The organism is Bacillus sp. ATD, from assembly GCF_050585765.1.
Classification (GTDB): domain Bacteria; phylum Bacillota; class Bacilli; order Bacillales; family Bacillaceae; genus Bacillus; species Bacillus stercoris.
In genome coordinates this window covers 1-18,674 of sequence record NZ_JBOBQH010000010.1, presented here as the reverse complement: position 1 = coordinate 18,674, position 18,674 = coordinate 1, and the positions used below count along the sequence as shown (strand labels likewise).

The 18,674-nt window shown below is 46.7% G+C and carries 15 protein-coding genes; 7 read left to right on the top strand and 8 right to left on the bottom strand.

All coding sequences use genetic code 11. The features are described 5' to 3' along the window. The first annotated feature begins 118 nt into the window (after positions 1-118). Positions 119-1,354: a proline utilization transcriptional regulator PutR gene (putR, locus tag ACQXR1_RS18785; protein ID WP_014662710.1), complete on the top strand. Its 1,236-nt coding sequence runs from the start codon at positions 119-121 to the stop codon at positions 1,352-1,354. A 36-nt stretch (positions 1,355-1,390) separates the two neighbouring features. On the opposite strand, the gene ACQXR1_RS18780 is transcribed toward putR, so the two are convergent. From ACQXR1_RS18780 to ACQXR1_RS18770, 3 genes are all read right to left on the bottom strand, one after another. Then, positions 1,391-2,248, bottom strand: a complete 858-nt coding sequence (locus ACQXR1_RS18780; RefSeq protein ID WP_430772662.1) for a TIGR03943 family putative permease subunit — start codon at positions 2,246-2,248, stop codon at positions 1,391-1,393. A gap of 4 nt (positions 2,249-2,252) precedes the next feature. Then, positions 2,253-3,134 (bottom strand): permease, encoded by an 882-nt coding sequence (locus tag ACQXR1_RS18775; protein WP_430772661.1) that lies wholly within the window; start codon positions 3,132-3,134, stop codon positions 2,253-2,255. Between the two features lie 90 nt (positions 3,135-3,224). Next, positions 3,225-4,088 carry an alpha/beta fold hydrolase gene (locus ACQXR1_RS18770; RefSeq protein WP_430772660.1) on the bottom strand — a complete coding sequence of 288 codons (864 nt, stop codon included), beginning with the start codon at positions 4,086-4,088 and terminating at the stop codon, positions 3,225-3,227. Between the two features lie 161 nt (positions 4,089-4,249). On the opposite strand from ACQXR1_RS18770, the gene ffoR reads away from it, so the two are divergent. Further along, the gene (ffoR, locus tag ACQXR1_RS18765; RefSeq protein ID WP_430772659.1) at positions 4,250-5,260 is read left to right on the top strand and encodes a ferredoxin--NADP(+) reductase; all 1,011 of its coding nucleotides are present in this window, start codon (positions 4,250-4,252) and stop codon (positions 5,258-5,260) included. A gap of 30 nt (positions 5,261-5,290) precedes the next feature. Here ffoR and cobA read toward each other — a convergent pair whose 3' ends face one another. The 5 genes from cobA to nirB all read right to left on the bottom strand — a co-directional run bounded on the left by cobA (position 5,291) and on the right by nirB (position 14,147). Beyond that, a complete protein-coding gene (gene cobA / locus ACQXR1_RS18760) occupies positions 5,291-6,742 on the bottom strand; it encodes a uroporphyrinogen-III C-methyltransferase (RefSeq protein WP_080488091.1) in 1,452 nt (483 codons plus the stop codon). Between the two features lie 60 nt (positions 6,743-6,802). After that, positions 6,803-7,123 (bottom strand): nitrite reductase small subunit NirD, encoded by a 321-nt coding sequence (nirD, locus tag ACQXR1_RS18755; RefSeq protein WP_168781916.1) that lies wholly within the window; start codon positions 7,121-7,123, stop codon positions 6,803-6,805. Between the two features lie 31 nt (positions 7,124-7,154). Continuing rightward, positions 7,155-9,572 (bottom strand): NADPH-nitrite reductase, encoded by a 2,418-nt coding sequence (nasD, locus tag ACQXR1_RS18750; protein ID WP_069148920.1) that lies wholly within the window; start codon positions 9,570-9,572, stop codon positions 7,155-7,157. A gap of 120 nt (positions 9,573-9,692) precedes the next feature. Beyond that, the gene (gene nasC, locus ACQXR1_RS18745; RefSeq protein ID WP_306289192.1) at positions 9,693-11,825 is read right to left on the bottom strand and encodes an assimilatory nitrate reductase catalytic subunit NasC; all 2,133 of its coding nucleotides are present in this window, start codon (positions 11,823-11,825) and stop codon (positions 9,693-9,695) included. A 6-nt stretch (positions 11,826-11,831) separates the two neighbouring features. Beyond that, entirely contained in the window at positions 11,832-14,147 is a 2,316-nt protein-coding gene (gene nirB, locus ACQXR1_RS18740) for a nitrite reductase large subunit NirB (protein WP_430772658.1), read from the bottom strand. A 179-nt stretch (positions 14,148-14,326) separates the two neighbouring features. Here nirB and ACQXR1_RS18735 point away from each other — a divergent pair, with 179 nt between their 5' ends. The 5 genes from ACQXR1_RS18735 (at position 14,327) to zinU (ending at position 18,655) form a co-directional block, all read left to right on the top strand. Further along, positions 14,327-15,532, top strand: coding sequence for an MFS transporter (locus tag ACQXR1_RS18735; protein ID WP_430772657.1), 1,206 nt, complete (start codon positions 14,327-14,329; stop codon positions 15,530-15,532). Positions 15,533-15,648: 116 nt separating this feature from the next. Continuing rightward, entirely contained in the window at positions 15,649-16,563 is a 915-nt protein-coding gene (gene folE2, locus ACQXR1_RS18730; protein WP_430772656.1) for a GTP cyclohydrolase FolE2, read from the top strand. Then, positions 16,560-17,144, top strand: a complete 585-nt coding sequence (locus tag ACQXR1_RS18725) for a L,D-transpeptidase (RefSeq protein WP_430772655.1) — start codon at positions 16,560-16,562, stop codon at positions 17,142-17,144. Before folE2 ends, ACQXR1_RS18725 begins: the two co-directional genes overlap by 4 nt. 150 nt (positions 17,145-17,294) lie before the next feature. Next, entirely contained in the window at positions 17,295-17,432 is a 138-nt protein-coding gene (locus ACQXR1_RS18720) for a hypothetical protein (protein ID WP_014662725.1), read from the top strand. Positions 17,433-17,461: 29 nt separating this feature from the next. Further along, positions 17,462-18,655 carry a zinc metallochaperone ZinU gene (gene zinU, locus ACQXR1_RS18715; RefSeq protein ID WP_040084212.1) on the top strand — a complete coding sequence of 398 codons (1,194 nt, stop codon included), beginning with the start codon at positions 17,462-17,464 and terminating at the stop codon, positions 18,653-18,655. Positions 18,656-18,674: the final 19 nt, after the last annotated feature.

The window sequence follows — 18,674 nt, the reverse complement described above, 5'->3', positions numbered from 1 at the left end:
TCCTCTTTTCTCCTTTTAAGCGGCCATTTTTTTCTTTTGGAAACAAACGTATTTTTTTCTATACAAAAAGCCCCCGTATGGATATGATTAAAGTAAAAAAAGTATAGGAGAAAAAGGTATGGAAGAGCTTTTAGAGAGAGTTTTTTCATTTTCAGATGTTGATAAGCTGATTGATTTTATCAGTTATGAACTGCAAAAACCAGTCATCCTGGAAAGCGCGGATTTCTTTTTGTTAGCCTATAATTCTTACTATATTAACCATTTTGATTCTGCCAACCAGCAGACTATTTTTTCAAAAAAATGTCCGGTTCAGATTTTTGAGAGGTTTTTGAAGGACGGAATCATTGAAAAACTGAAAACAGAACCTGAGCCTTTTCGCGTCAATAAAATTGAAAGCATTGGGTTAAACCAGAGGGTGGTCGTGAGTGCAAAGCACAAAGGGGAAGTCATGGGCTACATCTGGGTTCAGGAGCTGGACCAAAATCTGACGGAAGAAGAGCTCGACTTTTTGTATGAGACCTCTTTTCATGTCGGGAAAATCATTTATAAAACGAACAAATTGAAACAGGAAAAGGAAGAAAAAGCAGAGGATCTCATCAAACGGGCGATCTATCAGCAATTCACCTCTGAGAAGGACCTCAGACGAGAAGCTGAAAAGATCAACACCGTGCTGCCTTCCATGTTTTCAGTTGTTATCCTGCACGCCGCGAATGGGGATGGGGAAGCGGTTGAGGATTTAAAGGAAAATATCAGGTCGTACCTGAATTTACGGGATAAAGTCAGTCATGTCTTAACGATCGAATCAAATATTGTCATCGTCGTAGCGAGTTTTTCCCAAAAAAGCTCCGTCTCCTCAGCAGCTTCTGAATTTATTAACAAGCTGTTAACACATTTTCACTTTCAAAAAATACCTACCCCTATTTATATCGGTATCGGAAACGAATATAATCACCTTCTCAAGCTTGGCAAGAGCTACACAGAAGCACTCGAAGTCATCAAAGCCGCAGAAATCACCGGCAATCAGGAAAACATTCCATATGAATATGCCAAACTCGGCATTTATCGCTATTTAGAAAGCATTGAACAGAAAAACGAACTTTTAGAATACGAGAATAAGGATTTGGCTTTATTAAAAGCGAAAGACGAAGAAAGCAGCACTGAGCTGCTCAAAACCTTGGAAATCTATCTCCTCAACAACTGCAAAACAAAACCAGCGGCTGAACAGCTGTTTATTCACCAAAATACATTGAATTACCGCATCAAACAGATTACTGAGATGACATCAATCGATTTAAGCGATTTCAGAACGCGATGCCAGCTCTATCTTGATTTGATGCTGATGAAAAAGAAATAAAAAAGAAACCAGTACTTGTACTGGTTTCGTCTTCATTTAAAATCCTCTGTAAACGTACGGATCATCAGGCTTTTTAATGGTGTTCCAGTCGGTTACTTTCACAACAGGAAGAGTTGACTTGAATGGCTGGTAATATTCTGAGGCCAAAGTGCCTTTAATCTGAATCCATTCATCATCCTTGATGATCATGTCCTTCGGAAACTCGACAAGCATCCCGTACACGCCGGAATCAGCGATACAGTGAATGATGCCAAACCTCAACACGAACAGCTGATTTTTGTTAATGGCGTTTCCTTTGTACGCAAATCCATGAAATTCAATCGTCCGTCCGAGAAATTCACCCGGATAGTTATAGATGGTTTCCATTCCTTTTAGGAAATCATCATCGGTCAGAGAAATCTCTTTTTTGCCGGAATACTTATTAAACAGCTGTTTCATCTGTTTGTCATAGCTGTCTTGTGCGTAATAAAGGCTGGCATCAGGCCGCAAATACTGTGTTTGAGAGTAATGATCTCCGCTCTCCATTGCCTTAAACGAGAACCCTTTTGTTTTGACAATCGATGAGTCAAGCGTTGCAATCGGGAAGAAAATGCCTGACACCAATGGAAAAAGAAAAACAACATAAATCAAATAACGCTGATAAAATGGCTTGTTTTGTTCATGGTCATGCTCGTGATCATGGCCGCACCCGCAATCATGGTCATGGTGATGCCCGCCTTTTTCAGGCGACTTGATAAATAGATATGCTTGGACGGCGGTCAGAATGGCCAGCAGGAAGATCGCAATAAAGGAAAGATAGGCATATTTCATATTGATATATTTTGTTAGATTTCCTGAGGCATGCAGATGATAAAAGAAAAACGTAAATCCCATCAGCACCAATAGACGAAACACCCAATCACCCCTTTACCAGTAGTGATCCCGCTAAAACAATCACGACAATGTATGTAATCAGCAGGAAAACAAATCGTTTTTTGAAGGCCGCAAGCATCATCAATAGATTCTTAATATCCACCATTGCCCCAAAGACGAGAAAGGCGATTAACGATCCTAATGAAAATGTGCTGCTGAAGGAAGACGCGATGAATGCATCAACTTCTGAACAAAGCGACAAGACAAATGCCAGACCCATCATCACGAGGGAAGAGGATACATCACTTTGCCCGATCGCAAGCAAAGTGGATGTTTTGACATACGTCTGCATGGCTGCTGCGATAAAGGCGCCGATGATTAAATATTTCCCCACGGAGAAAAATTCATCAATGGCATGACGCAAGGTCCCGCCCAGCTTTTGGAGCAAGGTGCCGTGATGATGATGGTGCCCGGGTTCGTCAGGCTTTAAAAGCTGGTTATCCTTAAATTGATAGGATAAGATGACCCCGATGATCAGCGAAACGGCGAGAGCCAGTCCGCCTCTGTAAAAGACCACGCTCCATCTATTTCCGAACGCAATATAAGTAGAAAATAAAACGATAGGATTAATGATAGGCGCGGTCAGCATGAAAGCTACGCCCGCATGCAGAGGAACTCCCTTTAACAGAAGCCGCCTCGTAATCGGGATGATGCCGCATTCGCAGGCGGGAAATAAAACGCCGGCCAGCGCACCGAATAAAACGGCGAGAAAACGGTTTTTCGGCATGATTCTTGCAATCATTTCTTCAGAAACAAACATTTGAATGATTCCGGAAAGTATGACGCCAATCAGAATAAACGGAATGGCTTCTATTAAAATGCTGATAAAAATAGAATTCAGCTGAAGAAAAGATGATTGTGCTGTCACAATAAAACCTCCGCTCATGGTAAGCTGCCTCTCTTATGATACCAGAAAAAAAGGCACTGCTTGTTTGACGGAGGAGGGGAAAGGATCGTTTCACTTTGGTGAGGATTCTAAAAAGCCGAGTAGGATACTGTCTGTTTCAGCAGCTTCTTTTCCGAGCCAAATCAGGTGCCCCCATGAGTGAAGCAAACAGAGGGCGGCGTCACGAATGTGCTCTTTTGCATGATGTGCATGTGACAAGTCAACCAATCCATCATAAACACTTTGCATAATCAGCACAGGACATGAGATAGCCTGCAGTTCTTTCGAAGAGACAGCGGTTGTTTGTGACAAGTCAAGAAGAAATCCTTCACCCGAGCGCTGGCGGCTGTTCATTTTTCGAAAAGCTTCTATGTCGCTTTCATCCATCAAGGACTTGATTCGCTGAAACGGAAGCGTGCTGAATTGCGGGCTCATAGCACGAAATATCCAACGTGGAAAGGCGTTATTCAAAGAAGAAATCAGCTTCCATATCCACTTTTCCAGCGGCGGACGGAAGAGGATTCTTCCGACTTTATATTCCGCGTCTTTGGGGGTAAGCCATTCCTTTGTGACCGCGGATTGCAGGATCAAAGTGTTTACTCTTTCCGGATAATGTGAGGCAAAGTATATGCCGCTCGGCCCTCCTGCTGAGATGGCGATCACATGGACGCGTTCGAGTTGTAAATGATCTAATATATTCACATAAAAACGGCAGGCATCAGCAAGGATTTTTCCAATCTCTTTTGACGTTCGTCCGTAGCCGGGCCTTGAAGGCGTAATGATGGAATACCCCTGCTCAATCAGTGCTGTGTACCCGAATTCCTCGTAACAATTTGAATGGCCGCCATGCATGACAAGGATTGGGGTGCCCTTGCCTGTCACAGAATATTCTAGTGTACGGCCTTCGATAGTGATTGTTTCGACTCGTCTTTTCATTTGTTTCACCCAATTGTTTTTTGCCTATTATAGAGTTTTCAGCAATTGACCACAAGGAGAAGAAATGAATAAACAAAGGACCTTGAAATATGATATACTTTGTATTGATATTCATTCTCAATTAAAGTTGTTGATATAGATGTGAACGGGAGGCAGGACGGATGGCTGAGAATCAAGAGGTATATGACGTTACGATTATAGGCGGGGGGCCGATTGGGCTGTTTACTGCTTTTTACTGCGGGATGCGGGAGCTGAAAACAAAGGTAATCGAATTTTTGCCGAAGCTCGGAGGGAAAGTGTCTTTATTTTTTCCTGAGAAAATCATTCGCGATATCGGCGGCATACCGGGGATTGCGGGAAAGCAGCTGATCGAGCAGCTGAAGGAGCAGGCGGCGACGTTTGATCCTGATATCGTGCTGAATCAGCGTGTGACCGGGTTAGAACGTCTGAATGACGGCACCATTGTATTGACAGGTTCTGAAGGGGAAAAGCACTATACAAGAACTGTGATTTTGGCTTGCGGCATGGGCACGCTTGAGGTCAATGAGTTTGACAGCGAGGATGCAACTCGGTACGCGGGCAAAAATCTTCATTATGGAGTGGAGAAGCTTGATGCGTTTAAAGGGAAGCGCGTGGTGATATCAGGCGGCGGAGATACTGCCGTCGATTGGGCCAATGAGCTGGAACCGATTGCGGCGTCTGTGACTGTCGTTCATCGCCGCGAGGCATTCGGCGGAATGGAAAGCAGTGTGACGAAAATGAAGCAATCATCAGTGCGAGTGCTGACGCCTTATCGTCTGGAGCAGCTGAGCGGCAATGAGGAGCGCATCAAAAGCGTGACGATTTGTCATACTGAATCAGGCCAGAGGGAAGAGATAGAGGTTGATGAACTGATCATTAATCATGGCTTCAAAATTGATCTCGGGCCGATGAAGGAGTGGGGGCTGGAGATTGAGGAAGGCAGGGTGAAAGCGGATAGACATATGCGGACGAATCTTCCGGGCGTTTTTGTGGCAGGGGACGCGGCTTTTTATGAAAGCAAGCTGAGATTGATTGCCGGCGGCTTTACCGAAGGCCCGACAGCGGTCAACAGCGCTAAGGCTTATTTGGACCCTAAGGCTGAGAATATGGCGATGTATTCAACCCATCATAAAAAATTGGTGCATAAATAAACAGCCCTTGAGGAAAAGGGCTGCTTGCCATCAGCTGTGAAGGAGTTTTTTTTCCGTTTGTTGATTGTGGATGAAAGCAAACAATTCATCCTGTGCTTGGACGGCTGCGAATCCATAAGCGCCGGCAGCCGAGTCATCGCCTATGCAGACGATAGGGGGGCGGCTTGCTGACGGTTCTGGTGAAATGCCAATTTGTTGTCCATTACTGATCAATTGCTGAACGGACAGCTTGTTCGGGCAAATGACCATGTGCAACGGGGATTCACTGATGGTACGCTGAATCATGTGGGTGAACCGGTCGTCTATGACGTTTTCATGAGTGATATAAAACGAACTGGACTCATGCGTCTGGACATTTTCCACTGCAGGGCGGCTCCCGACAACAAGGCGTTTTTCTGAATCAGGCTGAATGGCGGTGACAAGAAAACCCCGTTTTTCAAGCTCCGCCTTTGCTTGCTCAGTTGCTGCACTCAGTCGGGCTGTCAGCTGGCGGATGTCGATTTTCTTAGAAGCCAGTGCTTTGAAAAATTCACAAACCGCACGGCGCGATGTGAAAAGTATGTCTTCAAAGCTGCCGATCTTTCGAAGAATGTCTTCATTGACGGGCATATTTTCAGTCCGCCACTTGGGCCATTCGATGACATCGGCGCCGGAATCACGCAGCCTGTCTGCAAGCGGGTCTTCATCCTCGCCATGAGTGACTATCATCATATGCCGGCCGATAAGTGGTTTGCTTTCAAACCAGCTGTGTGTTTGAAAGTTAACGATATCTCCGATGACGATAATCGCAGGGTTTGTAATCTGGTGTTCCTGCACTTTTTGCTGAATGTTCTCAAGCGTTCCTTTCACACTTCGCTGGCGGCCCCACGTTCCCCATTGGATGACAATGACAGGGACAGAAGGCGATTTTCCGTATGAAATGAGCTGCTGGCAAATATAAGACAAGTTCTTGACACCCATGTAAAAAACAAGGGTTTGAACGCTTCGGGCAAGCCCTTCCCAGTCAAGGTTCGGCGTGCCTTTTAATGATTTATCATGCGCTGTAATCATGGCAAAAGACGATGCGAAATCCCGATGCGTGACGGGGATGCCCGCATATAGCGGCGCTGCAATTCCAGAGGTGATTCCCGGCACCATTTCATAACGAATGCCGTGCTCATGAAGAGCATCCGCTTCCTCGCCGACTCTGCCGAATACGCTCGGATCTCCGCCCTTCAAGCGAACGACGGTTGACCCATTCAATGCTTTTTCAACCAGCAGGGCGTTAATTTCTTTTTGTTTCATAAAATGGCGGTCTGGCAGTTTTCCGCAATAAATAAACTGGCAGTCCGGTGATGCAAATTCGAGCAGCCTCGGGTTGGCGAGCCGGTCATATAAAATCACATCTGCTTCCTCGAGCGCCTGTTTTCCTTTAATGGTGAGCAGGCCTGGGTCACCGGGTCCGGCCCCCACGAAATATACGATTCCGTTCTTCATGATCATGTCATCCTTCCGTCACTGTAAAAAATGAAGGACCACTAGAAAAGTGATCCGGTCTTTTGATCAATATACGAGATAAACATGCTCTCCTTCGATCAGTGTTTCGTATGTTTTGACGCATCCGTGGTCAGGTTCTTGAACGATTCCGTCTTCTAAGGAGATTTTCCAGTCGTGCATCGGGCAAAAAACAAATTCGCCGCTGACGATGCCTTCTGCCAGAACGCCGCCCTTATGCGGACAGCGGTTTTCGATGGCGCGGATGCTTCCGTTTGAAAGCTTGAAGACTGCAAGCTCCTTATCTTCAATATACACTGTTTTGCCTAATTGTTCAGGCAATTCTCCAATTTTTCCGATACATACTTTTGTTACGTCTTTGTTTACCATGTCCATTCCTCCTTAATGTTTGTTTTTGTCATTATGATGTGGTGACGACATTTTCAAATAATTCTTTAGAAGTTTGTTTATCCTCTAAAAAGTCTTTCCACGGATCCTTGTGGACAGAGAGTGTTTCATTCATTCTATCGTTCAGCTCCTGCCGCTTTGCCGGATCGTTTAACACGGACTGGACATGGGATAAACCGACGCGCTCAAGCCATGCGGATGTACGCTCCAGATAGTTTGCAGTTTCCCGGTAATATTGCAGGTAGGCGCCTGCGTATTCTAACACTTCTTCATTTGTTTTTACCTTCATCAGTAGATCACCGGCGCGCAAATGGGTTCCGCCGTTTCCGCCGACATAAAGCTCCCAGCCTCCGTCGATGCCGACTACGCCAAGGTCCTTAATGCCGGATTCCGCACAGTTTCGCGGGCAGGCAGACACGGCCATTTTGACTTTATGAGGCGTGTTCAGCCCTTCGAATTTTTTCTCAAGCGCAATGCCTAGTGCCATGGAGTCTTGTGTGCCGAAGCGGCAGAATTGCTCGCCTACGCATGTTTTGACTGTCCGGAGTGTCTTTCCGTACGCGTAGCCTGATGGCATATCAAGATCTTCCCATACCTTCGGAAGGTCTTCTTTTTTCACACCGATAAGATCAATTCGCTGGCCGCCTGTCATTTTCACGAGCGGGATCTCATATTTGTCGACGACATCAGCGATTTTGCGCAAATCTGTAGAGTTGGTCACGCCGCCGTACATCCGAGGAACGACTGAGTATGTTCCGTCTTTTTGAATATTGGCGTGCATTCGTTCATTAACAAAGCGGGATGTCCGTTCATCCTCGTATTTGGTTGGATTGATCATGCCTAAGTAGTAGTTCAGAGCCGGACGGCATTTGGAACAGCCTTCTGGCGTTTTCCAGCCGAGCACATTCATGACTTCTCTTGTATGTGACAGCCCTTTGGCTTTGATTTCTTCTACGACCTCATCTCTCGACAATGTGGTGCAGCTGCAAATGGCTTCTTTTTGCGCTGACGCATCAAAGTCTGATCCGAGCGTATGCTGGAGGATTTCTTCTACGAGCGGCTTACAGCCTCCGCATGAACGGGATGCACCGGTGCATGCTTTGATCTCGTCCGTTGACGAGCAGCCCTTTTCCTGGATGGCTTGAATAATCGCACCTTTTGACACGCCATTGCAGCCGCAGATGATTTCATCATCGCTCATCGCTGCGGTAATGCTTGTGCCTGCTTCTTGGTCGAGAGGCTGTAAGATTGATATTTTTGAGGTTTCAGAGATATCGGCTTCTTTTTGAATCATAGAAAACAGGCGGTTGCCCTCGCTGCTGTCGCCGAATAAAACAGCACCGACAATTTGGTTGCCTCTCAGGACGATTTTTTTATAGATGCCGTCCTGCTCATCAAAGACTTTAATCGCTTTTTTCTCCTCTGATTCGTTAAAGTCACCGGCAGAGAAGACTTCGACGCCTGATACCTTTAACTGTGTGGAGAGAACGGAACCTTCATACGGTTTTGTGTCGATGCCGCAAATATGCTTCGCCAGCACTTTTGCCTGTTCATAAAGTGGCGCCACAAGCCCGTAGGCGATTCCGCGGTGCTCAGCACATTCGCCGACCGCATAAATGTGCGGGATTTCCGTCTGCATATAATCGTTGACGATGATGCCGCGGTTAACCGGAATGCCGCTCTCGGCCCCGAGCGTTGTATTTGGGCGGATGCCGACAGCCATGACGACCAAATCAGCTTCAATGCTTGTGCCATCCTTGAAGCGGAGGCCTTCGACACGATCGTCACCAACAATTTCTTCGGTTTGCTTTTCAAGTAAAAAGGTCATCCCTTGTTTTTCTAACTCGTTTTGCAGCAGGCGTCCTGCCGTTGCATCAAGCTGGCGCTCCATCAGGAATGGGGCGAGGTGGATGACGGATACTTCCATGCCGAGATTCAGCAGTCCGCGAGCGGCTTCCAAACCAAGAAGTCCTCCGCCGATGACGGCTGCTTTTTTATATTGTTTTGACGCGGCGAGCATTGTGTCTGTATCTTTTATATCCCGGAAAGCTGTGACGCCTTTTTTGTCTGCGCCCGGAATCGGAAGGATAAAAGGGACAGAGCCTGTCGCCAGAATCAATTCGTCGTAAGGCTGGATTCTGTCTGCGTCTGTGATGACTGTTTTGTTTTCCGTATCTACTTTGATGACCGTTTCGTTTGTATACAATTGAATGTTGTTTTCTTCGTACCAGTCCCAATCGTTTAACGTAATATCTTTAATATCTGTATCGCCTTGAAGCACTTTTGACAAAAGGATTCGATTATAGTTGGGATGCGGTTCGGCACCAAAAATTGTGATCTGAAACTCGTCTTTAGCAACACTCAGTATCTCTTCAATGGCCCTTACCCCGGCCATTCCATTACCAACAAGAACTAGCTGTTTTTTTCCCATCAGATGATCCGCTCCTTATCAATGTTTTTTCCAGCGTAGCACAGCAAAAAGGAATATTTAAGATACATGTTATAAAATGTAACAAAATATACGAAAAGTTCTAAAAATTTTATGAAAAATTTAAATAGGTCTGATTCGGACGGCGCATACCTTAAAACCGGGCATTTTACAGGCTGGATCTAAGGCCTCCCCGATTAAATCATTCACATTTTGAGCGTCTGCCCAATGGATGGGAACAAAAACGGTATCCTTTCTGATTTGTTCTGATAATTTGCTGCGGACGGTGATGCTTCCCCGCGGAGATTCTATTTTTACCAGTACACGGTCCTCGATATTGTAGGTCGCTGCTGTTTGCGGATGGATTTCCATAAACGATTCAAAATGTCTCGCGGCCAGGGCGGCGCTTTTTCTTGTTTGAACGCCTGTTAAGTAGTGAGACATGACGCGGCCTGTCGTTAAATAAAGCGGATAATCGGCTGTCGGCTTCTCTTTTGGAACAGGCGGTTCATTTGGAATTACACTTAATGCCGCTTTTTGATCCGGATGAGCAAATGATTCTGTAAACAAGCGCCCGGTTCCGGGATGATCAGGTTCCGGACATGGCCAGTGAATGCCGCCTTCACATCTTAACCTCTCATATGTGATGCCTGAATAATCGGCGATCCCTCCTCGGCTCGCTTCTCTTAATTCATTAAAAATATCCTCCGCTGACGTATAAGAAAAGTAGCGGCCTTTGCCGAGAACGGATGCGAGATCACAAATGATCTGCCAATCATGCTTTGCTTCGCCGGGACAAGGCCGGCTTGCTTCTCTTAGTGTCACGCGGCCTTCTACATTTGTCATGGTGCCCTCATCTTCTAAATAAGAGGAGGCTGGCAAAATCACATCTGCGTATTCCGCAGTCTCTGAAATAAACAAATCGATTGCGACAAAGAATGTTAGTTTTCTTAAGGCTTTTTTCACGAGATTCGCATTTGGGCTGGAGACAGCAGGATTTGAGCACATGAGGAACAGCCCTTTAATGTCGCCGTCATGGATTTTTTCCATCATTTCATAGGCTGAGACACCTTTTCGCGGCAGATCATCCTGATGAATTCCCCACACTTTCGCAATATGTGCCCGGTGCTGCTCGTTTTCGATAGATCGGTAGCCCGGAAGCTGATCGGCTTTTTGGCCATGCTCTCTTGCACCTTGCCCGTTGCCTTGTCCGGTGATCGCTCCGTAACCTGAGTAAGGCTTGCCGATTTTTCCTGTGATCAGCACCATGTTTAAGAAGCCTTTCACAGCCGCTGTTCCATCGGTTTGCTGTTCAACCCCGCGTGCTGTAAACAGCATGCCGGACGTTTCCTTTGCAAACTTTACAGCAGCTTTTCTTATATGCGCCAGCGGAACACTCGTCTGTTCAGCGATGTTATTCAAGTTCAACGAGTCAGTATGCTGCTTCAGCTCCTTGAATCCATTTGTTCGTGATTGAATGAAATCCTCGTTTATGAGCTGCTCGTCAATGATGATTTTGACGAGACCGTTGGCAAGGGCAGCGTCTGTGCCGGGTTTGATTTTCAGATGAAGATCAGCGATTTTTGTTGTCGCTGTTTCACGCGGATCAATGGCAATGATGTAAGCTCCGTTATCTTTCGCTTTTTCAAAATACGGCATCATTGTAGGCTGGCATTCCGCAATATTGGTGCCGGCCAGAATGATCACACGGGTGTGGGGAATGTCTGATAAGGGATTCGTTAAGCCTCTGTCCGCGCCGAATGTTTGGTTGGCTGCGGTTGCGGCGGCGGACATACAAAGCCTCCCGTTGTAGTCAATGTATTTTGTCTGTAAGCCCACCCGTGCGAATTTCCCCAACAAATACGCCTCTTCATTTGTTATCGAGGCGCTTCCGTATACAGCCATGGCGTCATGGCCGTGTTCTGTTTGGAGCATCGTCACTTGGTCTTTGATGTAATTCAGTGCTTCTTCCCAAGAAACAGGCATAAACTCGCCGTTTTTCTTTAGCAGCGGGTGGGTGATGCGAGAGGAGTTCAACGCATGCTGGTGAGCATTCATGCCCTTCATGCAGAGACGGCCCTTTGTCGTAGGATTGTCAATCCCAATCGCTGTGTACTTTTTCCGTGTGACGATGGTTTGTTCCACGAGTTGCATTTTGCACTGCATGCTGCAAAACGGGCATTGGGTGTCATACGTTTTTTCTGATTGGATGTCTTGCTGTTTATCGCGGAAATATCTAAGCAGTCGTTCGGTCAAAATGCCTCATCCTTTCTTATATGTGCCAGCCTCTACAGTCGGGTTTTGAATCAGTGACAGGTCTGTATGAAGGCTTTCCAGCAGCTGTGTCCTTAGGTCTTCTTCAAATAGCACTTCTCTGATATGAACGATTCCGAGACGGTCCATCCACTGATGAACGGCTTCTAAGTAATGAGCCGTTTCACGATAGTACTGGATTAGCCCTTTGATCATGCCGGCAGTTTTTTCTGCGTTGTCTGTCACGCAAAACAGGACTCCGGAACGGGCATGGGTTCCCCGGACGCCGCCGATGTATATGTCCCAGCCAGCTTGTGTCCGAACCGCGCCGACATCCTGCAGGGCGGCATCGGTGCAGTCTGTTTCACATGATAAGCTGATAGAAATGGGAGCGGGGAAGGAAAGCGTCTCAAGGTGTCTTTCGATTTGGGCTGCCAGCTGCTGAATCAATCGATTTTGCCCGCATGTACATGCTTTGATGCTTTGCAGCGTGTGCCGGTGTTCATTGGTGGAAACGGGCATCTTCAGGTCTTTTTTTATGTTCGGGAGATCCGCAGATTTGATCCCCGAAAGCTTCAGTCTTTGGCCGTGAGTGATGGATACGTCAGGGATGCTGTATGCCTCAATGATGTTGGCGATGTTTCTTAACTGCTCCGCGTTTGTCCGCCCGCCGTACATTTGCGGGATCAGAATGCATGTGTCTTCAGCGGCTGGCTCAGGCTGAACAAACCCTGGGTACAGCATTTCCAGGTAGTATTGAATCGCAGGAACACAAGTACTGCATCCGTTTTTCGTTTTCCACCCAAGCTTGTTCATTGCTTCTGCCGGATCAGTGAATGGCCTGCGCTGAAGCTCAGCGATGATGTCGTCTTCCGTAAAATCGGTGCAGCCGCAAAATGAAGGTGTGCCTGCGGGCTCCGTATATTCGCTGCTTGCCATATATCTCAAGAGTTCTTCAACGAGCGGTTTGCACCCTCCGCAGGAGCCTGATGCTTTGGTACAGTGCTTAATTTCCTCAAGAGTTGTTAAGTTTTTCGTGTGCACCGCGCCTTCAATCGCGCCTTTTGTCACTGAGTTGCATTGGCAAATCGTTTCACTGGAAGGCATGGATTCAAATAAAGTGCCGCTTTTCTGCGGTTCGATGATCTGCTTTTTGACAATGGAGATGTCTCGTTGTTTCAGTAAGCTGTCGAGAAGCCGCTGCTTATCACGGGTGTCTCCGAATAAAATAACGCCGGCCAGCTTGTCATCCTCAAAAAGCGCTTTTTTGTAAATGCCAGCTTGTTCGTCGTAAATATTGATGCTCGTCGTGTGTTCATCCTCTTGGATTTTTCCTGCTGACCACACATCAATTCCAGCTATTTTTAATGCCGCAGCTGAGGCTGAGCCTTGATATCCCTCACATGGAACGCCGCAAATATGTTTGGCGAGAACGTTTCCCTGCTCATAAAGCGGTGCCACCAATCCGTACACCGTTCCGTTATGCTCGGCGCATTCGCCAACGGCGTAGACATTCGGTTCGCTTGTCTGCATGCAGTCATTCACGATGATCCCGCGGTTCACTTCGATTCCAGCGGATACAGCCAATTCAATATTTGGTCTAACGCCAGCCGCCATCACAATCAGGTCTGCTTTTAGTGAAGCGCCATCTTTAAAATGGATTCCGTCTGCCCGCGTGGTGCCGGAAATGGAGACGGTGTCTTTCTCCAAAAGAAAGGTTAAGCCTTTTTGTTCCAGCTCCGTTTGCAGCAGCCGCGCTGCCGTTTGATCGAGCTGTTTTTGCATAATGCCGGCGGAGTGGTGAATGACGCTGACATCCATGCCGAGCCGCTGCAAACCGATTGCAGCCTCCAGTCCTAATAAGCCGGCTCCGATCACCGCCGCCTTTTGATAGTGCTCGGCCATCTCCATCAGCGCTTGGCAGTCTTCTATTGTCCGAAATCCATAGACGCCTTCTTTGTCTGCCCCGGGGATAGGGAGAATATAAGGGGAGGAGCCTGTTGCAACAATGAGTTTGTCATACGACAGGATGCGCTTGCGATCCGTGATGATGCGCTGCTGATCTGTATCAATTTGAATAACCGTTTCGCCTGTGTAAAGCGTAATCCCGTGCTTGTCGTACCAAGCCTTGCTGTTCAGTGTAATGTCATCGAGTGACGCTTCACCCTGCAATACAGAGGATAAGAGAATGCGATTGTAGTTGGGATGCGGTTCGCTTCCGAAAATAACAATCTCAAACATGTGGCGATTCAGCTTTACTATTTCTTCAATACAGCGAATACCGGCCATGCCGTTTCCTGCTAACACCAATCTTTGTTTCTTCATGTATCAGACCTCCTTTGACGCGGCTCGTAAGTTTTCTCCTATTAAAAATTATGTCACAATGCATTGTTAACGCATTAAACGTGTCACAAAAACTAACACATGTCTTTTCCAGAAAATAATGGTCCTATATCCTTGATTCAGAAAATGTAAAATAATGAGGGTCAAGAAAGGGGAATCTTATGAAGCTGTCGGAACTGAAAACTAGCGGTCATCCACTCACTTTGCTCTGTTCCTTTTTATATTTTGATGTCAGTTTTATGATATGGGTGATGCTTGGGGCGCTGGGTGTTTATATTTCTCAGGATTTTGGCCTGTCTCCTTTTGAGAAAGGGCTTGTCGTGGCTGTGCCGATTTTATCTGGATCTGTGTTTCGTATCATTCTGGGTATTTTAACGGACAGAATCGGACCGAAAAAAACGGCAGTGATCGGGATGCTGGTGACAATGATTCCGCTGCTGTGGGGGACATTTGGCGGCCGTTCACTGACTGAGCTGTATGCCATCGGGATTCTGCTTGGCGTAGCTGGAGCAAGCTTTGCCGTTGCGCTGCCAATGGCAAGCCGCTGGTATCCGCCTCATTTGCAGGGGCTTGCGATGGGGATTGCCGGCGCGGGAAACAGTGGCACGTTGTTTGCAACCCTGTTTGGCCCTCGTCTGGCAGAGGAGTTCGGCTGGCACATTGTTATGGGAATTGCGCTTATTCCATTATTGATCGTCTTTATTCTTTTTGTCTCCTTGGCTAAAGATTCTCCTGCACAGCCGGCTCCGCAGCCGCTCAAAAGCTATCTTCATGTGTTCGGGCAAAAGGAAACATGGTTTTTCTGCCTGCTGTATAGCGTCACATTTGGCGGATTTGTCGGGCTCTCAAGCTTTTTATCTATTTTCTTTGTTGATCAATACCAGCTGTCAAAAATTCACGCAGGGGACTTCGTTACATTATGTGTGGCGGCGGGGAGCTTTTTCAGGCCTGTCGGGGGTTTAATTTCGGATCGCGTCGGCGGCACGAAAGTTCTTTCTGTATTGTTTGTCATCGTGGCACTGTGTATGGCCGGAGTCAGCAGCCTGCCGTCCCTCTCAATGGTCATCGTTCTATTGTTTGTCGGAATGATGGGGCTCGGAATGGGCAACGGCGCGGTATTCCAGCTCGTGCCGCAGCGTTTTCGCAAAGAAATTGGCATGGTGACGGGAATCGTCGGTGCGGCCGGAGGAATCGGAGGGTTTTTCCTGCCGAACATCCTAGGTTCCCTCAAACAGATGACAGGCACGTATGCCATCGGTTTTATCACGTTTTCCTGTATCGCGCTGCTGGCGTTTGCGCTTGTGCTCGCCGCAGGCTATTACTGGCGGAAAAGCTGGAGCGCGGAAAGCAGCCCGGCGGATGTGTAGGTTTTTGACGGACACGCGTTTGTGCGTGTCTTTTTTATTTTCTCTTGATTTTCATCAGTGAACCGATCAGAATAAATAGTAATTATTACGATTTGTTAGCGAGAGGAGTTTTCTGAATGAATCAACACATGCTGCTCCCGAAAAAAACGGAGCGTCTTCAATACTTTGGGTCGGTCAGTCCGGCCAAGGGTGAGAAACCAGTGGAAAAAGAGAAAATGAAGGACCTGCAAAATATCAGGAAGGATTATTTTTTTGACATTCAGCATGTAGGTGTCGCTGATGTGTCCCATCCAGTCACAATCACTTCTGCAATGACGCCTGCCGAGCAAACAACGGCCGCGAACTTTATTATGACTTGTGATTTGCCGAGAAATCAAAAGGGGATTAACATGAGCCGGTTAACAGAGCTGCTCCAAGTCTATCATCAAAACGGCTGGATTCTCTCATTTTCCTCCCTTCAGCAATTTACGAAAGAGCTTGCAGAAAACATGGACGCATCCTCTGCTTCAGTTGAAGTGAGGTTTCCATGGTTTTTCGAACGAGAAAGTCCGAAGCTTGAGAAAACGGGTCTGATGCATGCTGACATATTCATGTCTGTTATGTATCGTGAAGATCAGCCGTTTAAACAGCGTGCCGGCATCTCAGCTAAAGTAACGACTCTGTGCCCTTGTTCCAAGGAAATTAGTGAATACAGTGCCCATAATCAGCGGGGAACGGTCAATATTTGGACTGATATTCACCCGGCTGCATCGCTGCCAAGTGATGTTAAAGCTGATTTGCTTCACGCCGCAGAATCAAATGCCTCTGCGAGACTGCATCCGGTATTGAAGCGCCCTGATGAAAAAGCGGTGACGGAAACGGCCTATGAGAATCCGAGGTTTGTTGAGGATCTCGCCCGGCTGATTGCTGCGGATTTGTTTGAGCTTGAATGGGTGTCAGCCTTTGAGATTGAATGCCGGAATGAAGAATCAATCCATCTCCACGATGCCTATGCGAAGCTGTGTTTTTCAAAGGAAGTGGATAGAATATGAAACTCTCATTATTCATTATTGCCGTTTTTATGCCAGCATGCCTGCTGTCAGCCTGCTCCGATCATGCGGAAGAACACGCAAGTGCCGATAAAAAGAAAACGGCAGAGCACGTAACGTCCGACCAAAAGACAGAAAAAACTAGCATCGATTGGACAAAACCATCGGGCGGTAAATACCCGGATATCAAGCAGAAACATGTCTGGATTGATGTGGTCGTGAAAGAACAGAAGGCTTACATCAAAGAAGGAAGTAAAACTTTATATACAATGATTGTCTCGTCAGGACTGGATCAAACAAAAGATGATGCTACGCCAAAGGGCACCTTTCATATAGAGCCTGAACGGGGAGAATGGTTTTTCTCCGAAGGATACCAGGAAGGCGCGGAATATTGGGTATCATGGAAAAACCATGGAGAATTTCTATTTCATAGTGTGCCAATGACAAAGGATCAAAAAGTCATCAAAGCTGAAGCAGCAAAACTAGGAACGAAAGCATCTCACGGGTGTATCAGGCTGACCATCCCGGATGCGAAATGGATATATGAAAATATCCCTGAACATACAAAAGTGGTGATCAACTGAATTGAAAGCTGTTGACAAAAAGGAAAAAAGACCATACAATTCAAATCGTAACAATTACGTTTTGCGATAAATGGGTTATCATTGGCTGTGCATCCGTGAAAAACAGAAAGACATTGATTAAGGATCTTGCTGTCGGCAAGGGGAAGAGATTTGCGATGGGGAAAAGGATTAAACGCGGTTGGAGCCTTTACTGATTTAGCAATCGGGCGGCAGCAAGAAATGTTTTCGGAGCGCGAAAAGCTGCTTACACCATTGCTTATACGGCGAAGCATAAAATTTAAATCGTAATCGTTCTATTTTAAAGAGAGGATATCATGATGAAAAAAATTCCGGTTACCGTACTGAGCGGCTATCTCGGTGCGGGAAAAACAACGTTGTTGAACAGCATTCTGCAGAATCGCGAAGGCTTAAAAATAGCGGTCATTGTAAACGATATGAGCGAGGTGAACATTGACGCGGGCTTGGTTAAGCAGGAAGGGGGCCTTTCCAGAACAGATGAAAAGCTTGTGGAAATGTCAAACGGCTGCATTTGCTGCACGCTTCGCGAAGACTTATTAATAGAGGTTGAGAAGCTGGCAAAGGACGGACGGTTTGATTATATCGTCATCGAATCGACAGGAATCAGCGAACCGATCCCGGTGGCCCAGACTTTCTCTTATATCGATGAAGAGATGGGAATCGACCTGACAAAATTCTGTCAGCTGGATACGATGGTGACAGTGGTGGATGCCAACCGTTTTTGGCATGATTATCAGTCAGGCGAAAGCCTTCTGGACCGCAAAGAGGCATTGGGGGAAGAGGATGAAAGAGAAATCGCCGACCTCTTGATCGATCAAATTGAATTTTGCGATGTACTGATCTTAAATAAATGTGATTTGGTCAGCGAGCAAGAGCTCGAACAGCTTGAAAACGTTCTACGCAAACTGCAGCCTAGGGCCAAATTCATACGTTCTGTCAAAGGAAATGTAAAACCGCAGGAGATTTTACATACAGGGCTATTTAACTTCGAGGAAGCGAGCGGATCGGCCGGCTGGATTCAAGAGCTGACGGCAGGTCATGCGGAACATACCCCGGAAACAGAAGAATACGGTATCTCTTCATTTGTGTATAAGAGACGTTTGCCGTTTCATTCTACACGATTTTACCGTTGGCTGGATCAAATGCCAAAGAACGTGGTACGTGCCAAAGGAATCGTCTGGTGCGCATCTCATAACAACCTTGCTTTACTGATGTCGCAAGCAGGTCCGTCGGTTACGATTGAGCCTGTATCATATTGGGTGGCGGCGCTGCCAAAGCTTGAGCAGGAGCAAGTCAAACAGCAAGAGCCGGAAATGTTGGCGGAGTGGGACCCTGAATTTGGCGACCGCCTAACGCAGTTAGTGTTTATCGGAACTGATCTGGACGAAGAAGCGATCACGAAAGAGCTTGATCAATGCCTGCTGACTGAGTATGAATTTGATTCCGACTGGTCGCTGTTTGAAGACCCATTTAAATGGAAACTGAATCAATAGAAAAAAGCCGTCCCCTGGG

What these genes read in the sequence shown, in the direction of transcription:
- putR (WP_014662710.1), top strand. Translation starts at nt 119, where the DNA reads ATGGAAGAGCTTTTAGAGAGAGTTTTTTCATTTTCAGATGTTGATAAG.
- ACQXR1_RS18770 (WP_430772660.1), bottom strand. Translation starts at nt 4,088, where the DNA reads ATGAAAAGACGAGTCGAAACAATCACTATCGAAGGCCGTACACTAGAA.
- ffoR (WP_430772659.1), top strand. Translation starts at nt 4,250, where the DNA reads ATGGCTGAGAATCAAGAGGTATATGACGTTACGATTATAGGCGGGGGG.
- cobA (WP_080488091.1), bottom strand. Translation starts at nt 6,742, where the DNA reads ATGATCATGAAGAACGGAATCGTATATTTCGTGGGGGCCGGACCCGGT.
- nirD (WP_168781916.1), bottom strand. Translation starts at nt 7,123, where the DNA reads ATGGTAAACAAAGACGTAACAAAAGTATGTATCGGAAAAATTGGAGAA.
- nasD (WP_069148920.1), bottom strand. Translation starts at nt 9,572, where the DNA reads ATGGGAAAAAAACAGCTAGTTCTTGTTGGTAATGGAATGGCCGGGGTA.
- nirB (WP_430772658.1), bottom strand. Translation starts at nt 14,147, where the DNA reads ATGAAGAAACAAAGATTGGTGTTAGCAGGAAACGGCATGGCCGGTATT.
- ACQXR1_RS18735 (WP_430772657.1), top strand. Translation starts at nt 14,327, where the DNA reads ATGAAGCTGTCGGAACTGAAAACTAGCGGTCATCCACTCACTTTGCTC.
- folE2 (WP_430772656.1), top strand. Translation starts at nt 15,649, where the DNA reads ATGAATCAACACATGCTGCTCCCGAAAAAAACGGAGCGTCTTCAATAC.
- ACQXR1_RS18725 (WP_430772655.1), top strand. Translation starts at nt 16,560, where the DNA reads ATGAAACTCTCATTATTCATTATTGCCGTTTTTATGCCAGCATGCCTG.
- zinU (WP_040084212.1), top strand. Translation starts at nt 17,462, where the DNA reads ATGAAAAAAATTCCGGTTACCGTACTGAGCGGCTATCTCGGTGCGGGA.